Below are 6,034 nucleotides of genomic sequence, written 5' to 3'. Positions count from 1 at the left end.
TATTTTCCCGCAATCTCTGCAAAGATACTTTTGCCTGTGCTTTTTGTTAAATCCATTTTTCACAAAATGAAAAGATCCACAGTGCGGACAACGGGATACAGTAGATTCAATATTTTCTGAATTTGTTGTATCCAGAGTTATTTTGTCGCTTGTCAGTTTATAAATGAAGGCTTGAATGAATTCGAGTTCTACTGGTTTTAGATGGTTCAAGAATGTTTCATTAATCATAGGGAATCTCCTTTACATGTCAAAGAATATCCCTGAATCTGACGCTATTCATGTTAGGTCATCAACTTTTTAGTTGAATTTAGCGAAAAAATTTATAAAATTTTTTAAACGTGTATTAAGGATGTAATTTCATTTTATAGTCTATAGAACAACTGTGTTAAGTATGCTATGATGAACAAAGATAAAATCTAAGCTTCCAAACAAAAATAACATCTCTGACTAAGATGTTATCCTTGTTTCATATTTATTGTTTTTTTAGGAGAGAGATATGAAGGATTTTTTAACGTGTTCCCTGAACACACTTATACTATAAGGGAAAGTTTTCAAATAAATAATAGATTATCATGTGAAAGTATGTGAGGCAAAAGCGTATTTTGTAAAATTATGGACTTTTTTTGGTTTTTTTTCAAGTATGATATAATGTCAAAGATTGGATGTGGGATAGATGCTTTTATTCTTTAAATGTTTACCACGATTGTTCCGTCAGGCTAATAAAGATATGCGGCGTCATTTTGCGCTGACTTTTTCTTCGATCTTGGTGATTGGGATTGCGTTGTTGATCTCCATGCTGATGATCGTACTGGCATGGAATGTTTCGGGTTTTACAAAAAATATAGAAGAACAGTTGGTCATTCAGGTTTCCATCAATCCGACAATGAGCGAAGAGGACATTCAATCCTTGGAAGCTGAACTGAAGGATACAAAAGGGGTAGATACCGTTCGGTTCAGCAATAAGGATGAAGAGCTGGATCAGCTGATTGAAGATTATGGCGATACCTTTGAACAATATGCAGGCGATAAAAATCCGCTCTATGATGTATTTATCATCGAATTAAGCGATAATACACAAATCGACTCCATCACCGACAAAATCAGTAAAATGGATGGTGTTGTGGAAGCTACTTACGGAACTGGTGCCGTTAATACGATGGTGCATTTATTCGCAAGTCTTCGTTATGGGGGATTGATCTTTATTGTAGCATTGATCTTTTTGTCTATTTTCCTGATTCGCAATACGATCAAGATGACCATTCAGGTGCGAAAAGATGAAATTCGCATCATGCGACAGGTGGGTGCGGCTAACTGGTACATTACATTTCCTTTCATGCTGCAGGGAATGTTAAGTGGTTTTATTGGTGCTTTAGGGCCTTGTTTATTATGTGTATTTGGATATACTGCGTTATATCAGTCCTTTGGTGGAATGTTTATGTCGGATATGTTTGTTTTGATCAAACCATTTCCGTTTACTTTAATTATCAGTGCCATACTACTGGCCATCGGTGTATTTGTAGGGATGATCGGTAGTTATTTGGCAAGTCGAAAGTATTTGAGGTGGACACGATGAAAAAAAGAAATTTAATCAGTCTTTTATCTGCGGGCGCTTGTGCATTGGCTTTTGCGATGCCGGTTCATGCGGAGGATTATTCAAATACCGATGCGTGGGTCGCACGTTGTTCGCAGCCACAATCATCTGCAGATGGTGTGAAAGCATGCCAGGCTTTTCAGGATTATCAGCAGCAGCGCTATGATCAGCTGCAGGAAGATATCAAACAATATAGTAAAGATATCGCTTCTTTAGAAGAAGATACAGATAAGATGGAGCAGTTGGCCAAAACACAAAAGGAACTGCAGGAGCAGCTGGAAGGACAGATCCAGGAAAAGGAAAGCGCCATTCAAAAGATCGAAGAAGAGATCAAGGCTTTGGAACAAAAGATTCAGGAGAAGCAGGAAGAAATTGATGCCTGGGATGAACAGATCAAATCCAGAATGCAAAATGAGCAGTCCAGCACGGGTACGAATATGTTGATTGATCTGGTGATGGGTTCGCAGGACTTAAATGACATGCTTCGTCGTCTTTCCGGTATTGAAAGAATTACGGAAGATGATCAACATCAGATTGAACAGCTGAATGAATTAAAGGAACAGCTGGATCTGCAAAAATCAGAACAGGTGCGTTTAGAAGAAGAGACCAAATCGCAGCAGGATCAGTTAAAATCGCAACAGCAGCAGGCTAAAGAGCTTGAAGAATCGTATAATCAGCTTGTTGAGCAGTATGAGCAGCAAATGGCACAATTGCAGGCGGCCAAGCGGGCGGCGTTCAACGATATTGAATCCATTCGCTCTAATATGATTTCCGTAAGCTATTCGGGAACGTTGGTCAATGTAGCCGGCTTTGTTTCGCCGATCACCGGTGGTCGTATGTCGGCCGGTACATGGGCATATCCGGGAGGCGGATTGCATTTAGGTATGGATTATGCGGTACCGATTGGAACACAGGTCGTAGCACCGGCCGATGGAGTTATTTTATATGCCAACAATCCTGCTCCCAGCAACGGAGGCTATCTGGGAAACTGGACAGGTTATCCATATGGTGGAGGAAATACTATTGAGATGGTCTGTATGGTTAATGGAACAACATATGCGGTAAGCTTTGCACATTTGTCACGCGAAGGCTTTGCGGTTAGTGCCGGACAAAGCGTCAGTCAGGGCCAGGCTATCGCATTGACGGGAAATTCAGGAAACTCCAGTGGCCCTCATTGTCATATTGAAGTCTATAATTTAGGAAATATGAGTTTGGAAGAGGCGGTATCTCGCTTCTCTTCATCCGCTGATTTCGCATGGGGTACCGGTTGGAATTCGACGGCGACTGCCTGTGAAAATGGATATAGTACGCCGTGCAGGGAAAGACCGGAGAAATTCTTTGGATAAGGAGTCGTGTTTATGATTGAATTAAAAAATGTCACAAAATCATATCCCAATGGAGTTCATGCGTTAAATCGAGTGTCTTTGGCAATTGAAGATGGCGAATTTATCTATATCATCGGTCCTACCGGATCGGGAAAAAGTACGATCATTAAGATCTTGAATGGTGAAGAAGTGCCGGATTCTGGTCTTGTATTGGTCGATGGAGTCGATGTAGGATCTTTAAAGCACAGAAAGGTTCCTTATTATCGTCGCAATATTGGCTGTGTATTTCAGGATTATCGTCTTCTTCCTACTTTGACAGTACAGGAGAATATTGCCTTTGCTTTAGAGGTATTGGGTATTTCTAAAAAAGAAATTCGATCTCGTGTCGATGAGGTTTTGGAGTTGGTCGATCTTAAAAACAAGGCCAGAGCCTATCCCAATGAGCTTTCCGGAGGGCAGCAGCAGCGTGTTACGATCGGCAGAGCCATTGCGAATAACCCAAAACTGTTGATTGCCGATGAACCAACAGGGAATCTGGACCCGGAAAAATCACTGGAGATCATTGCCCTGCTGGAAAAGATCAATCAATTGGGAACGACGGTTTTGATGGTTACTCATGATATCGTATTGGTTGAAAAGTTTAAGAAAAGAACAGTGACACTGGATCAAGGTTATGTTGTGAAGGATTCTAAGAAGGGTGGATATATCAGCTTATGAAACGCTTGTTGAATCTGTTTTGGTATGAACTGAAATATGCGTTTCGCGGCATTCGAAAACATCTTCTTTTAACTTTGTCTGCCATCAGCGCTATGGCAGTTTCTACATTATTGATCGGTTGTTTTTTATTGATCGGTTTGCATGTAGATCACTTCGCCACCAATGTGGAACAGGATATGAGCGTACATGTGGTTTTAGATTCTGAAGTCAGTGACGACGATCAAATCGATGCCGTTGAAAAAGAGATTCAAAAGCTATCCAATGTGGCCTCCGTCCGATTTTCCAGTAAAGATGAGGAGCTGGAACTGATGATCCAGGAAAAAGGAGAAGCCTTTAGCTTATATAGAGGGGAAGAAAATCCTTTATCCCATGCCTTTTTTGTGGAGGTAAAAGACAGCTCTGCGATTGAAAAGACAGCTGCCAGTATTGAGAAAATAGATGGTGTCAGTTCAGTTGCCTATGGTGGTTCCAGCGTGACGCGTTTGGTTGATTTATTGGATATGGTTCGAAAAATTGGATATGGTGTGGCGGTTTTATTGTTGATTCTGTCACTTTATCTGATATACAATACGATACGTACAACAATTTATTCACGACAGGATGAAATCAAGATCATGCGTACAGTCGGTGCTACCAATGCCTTTATTCGCATTCCCTTTGAAGTCCAGGGAATCTTGATTGGTCTGATTGGAGCTTTGATTCCGTTTCTATTGATCTTCTTTGGGTATCCGGTCGTATATGAACAAATGGATGGCGTATTGTTTGCCAGTGTTTTCTCATTGGTAAGCGTAACGCAGGTACGATGGCTTTTGGGACTTGCGATGCTTGGCTGCGGGCTTGTCATTGGTATTCTTGCCAGTTTGCTGGCAGTCGGTAAAAGCTTGAAAGCCAAACGTTAAACAAGGGGGAACGATATGAAAAAGGCAGCCAGAAAAGAATACACCCTGACGATTGTCATTGTGGTTCTTTGTTTATTATTCTTTGGCTTGGGTGTTTCGGTTCCTTTGATCTTTGATCGAAGTTCGAAACAAGAAAATACATCGGAAAAAGAAAAGTTTGATGCGATTTATTCCTTGTTGACAAACGAGTGGTATTTTTCAAAGGATGTAGAAGATCTTGATCAAAAGCTAATGGAAAAAGCCATTGAAGGTATGACAGACTTAGAAGAAGATCCGCATACACAATACTTTGATTTAGAGAGCGCCAAAGCATTTTCCGATACGTTAGAAGGATCGAATGTAGGATTAGGTATTTCTTATTTTTTAAACGATCAGGATCAATTTGTGATTCGAGACGTATTTTTGAATTCTCCGGCAGAGCAGGCTGGTTTGAAAAAAGGAGATATCATCACGGATGTAGATGGACTTTCCTGCGCAGAAAGTGATTCTCAAAAAATTCTCAAGCGTATCCAGAGCAAGGAAGGAAAAAGTATCGAGATTGTCTATTTGCGTGATGGTCAATCCAATACGGTAAAGATCACACCCACGGAATATGATCAGACTGTTGTTTGTATGCTTCATGAAGACCAAGGCTATGGCGAGATCATCTTGACAAGCTTTTCCGAGCATAGCGGAGAAGACTTCTCCAAGGCTATGGCAAGATTACAGAAAGCCGGAATCAAGAAGGTTGTTTTAGATTTAAGAGGTAACACAGGCGGCTATTTGAGTGCTGCAGTAGATATTGCCAGTTCCTTATTGCCCGGTGGTAGTGTGATCTTTCAAGAGGAACAAAAAGATGGCGCGACAACAAGCCAGAGCACGAATGATGACTATGGCTATGTGCCAATGGATCAGATCGTCATTCTTCAAAATGATACGACAGCCAGTGCCAGTGAAGCTTTGATCGGTGCTTTGTGGGATAATTTAACGGATAAGGTTGTAACAATCGGAACGACTTCCTATGGAAAAGGAACCGAGCAGACGACCGTTCCTTTCAGTGATGGAACCAGTATCAAATATACGATTGCCAAGTGGCTGACACCTAACGGCGATTCCATTCATGAAAAAGGTTTTACACCGGATATAGAAGTACAACCGGAGGATGTATCAAAGATCAGTTATACGACATCTTTAGAAGAGGAAACCATCACAAAAGATACAGTGCATGCCAATGCGAGTGCTTTACAGCAGTTTTTAAAGTATCTGGGATATTCCGTTGATCGCACCGATGAATATTTCAGCCCGCTGTCCAGTGAAGCATTAAAACAGTTTCAATCCGATAACGGACTTTCTCCAACCGGTGATTGTGATCCGGATACCTGGCAGGCACTAAAGCAGAAGGCATTATTAAAATATAACGAAGAAACATTAGTTTCAGATGTACAGCGGGATCGCGCTATTCAGGAAATTACGAAGTAAGGCAGTTGTTTAGATGACTGTCTTTTTTATTGTGACATAAATGA

The 6,034-nt window shown here is 41.0% G+C and carries 6 protein-coding genes; 5 read left to right on the top strand and 1 reads right to left on the bottom strand.

What is annotated here, in order from left to right:
• The coding region (locus G413_RS12355; protein WP_027969155.1) for a transposase-like zinc-binding domain-containing protein at window positions 1-228 on the bottom strand (228 nt) is incomplete at its 3' end.
• Between the two features lie 445 nt (window positions 229-673).
• Between G413_RS12355 and ftsX (G413_RS0109315) the strand changes: the two genes are divergently transcribed.
• From ftsX (G413_RS0109315) to G413_RS0109295, 5 genes are read left to right on the top strand one after another with little or no spacing between them, the layout of a single operon-like run.
• Window positions 674-1,573, top strand: a complete 900-nt coding sequence (gene ftsX, locus G413_RS0109315; RefSeq protein ID WP_022790612.1) for a permease-like cell division protein FtsX — start codon at window positions 674-676, stop codon at window positions 1,571-1,573.
• Window positions 1,570-2,937, top strand: a complete 1,368-nt coding sequence (locus tag G413_RS0109310; RefSeq protein WP_022790611.1) for a murein hydrolase activator EnvC family protein — start codon at window positions 1,570-1,572, stop codon at window positions 2,935-2,937. The genes ftsX (G413_RS0109315) and G413_RS0109310 overlap by 4 nt, the downstream gene beginning before the upstream one ends.
• 12 nt (window positions 2,938-2,949) lie before the next feature.
• Window positions 2,950-3,633, top strand: coding sequence for a cell division ATP-binding protein FtsE (ftsE, locus tag G413_RS0109305; protein WP_022790610.1), 684 nt, complete (start codon window positions 2,950-2,952; stop codon window positions 3,631-3,633).
• Window positions 3,630-4,532, top strand: coding sequence for a permease-like cell division protein FtsX (gene ftsX, locus G413_RS0109300; RefSeq protein WP_022790609.1), 903 nt, complete (start codon window positions 3,630-3,632; stop codon window positions 4,530-4,532). The genes ftsE and ftsX (G413_RS0109300) overlap by 4 nt, the downstream gene beginning before the upstream one ends.
• A gap of 15 nt (window positions 4,533-4,547) precedes the next feature.
• Window positions 4,548-5,990 (top strand): S41 family peptidase, encoded by a 1,443-nt coding sequence (locus G413_RS0109295; protein WP_022790608.1) that lies wholly within the window; start codon window positions 4,548-4,550, stop codon window positions 5,988-5,990.
• Window positions 5,991-6,034 lie beyond the last annotated feature (44 nt).

Origin of the sequence: Faecalicoccus pleomorphus DSM 20574 (assembly GCF_000420345.1) — a bacterium.
GTDB classification, from domain to species: Bacteria; Bacillota_I; Bacilli_A; order Erysipelotrichales; family Erysipelotrichaceae; genus Faecalicoccus; species Faecalicoccus pleomorphus.
The sequence above is the reverse complement of the archived record's forward strand: the minus strand, read 5'-3'. Positions and strand labels throughout refer to the sequence as shown.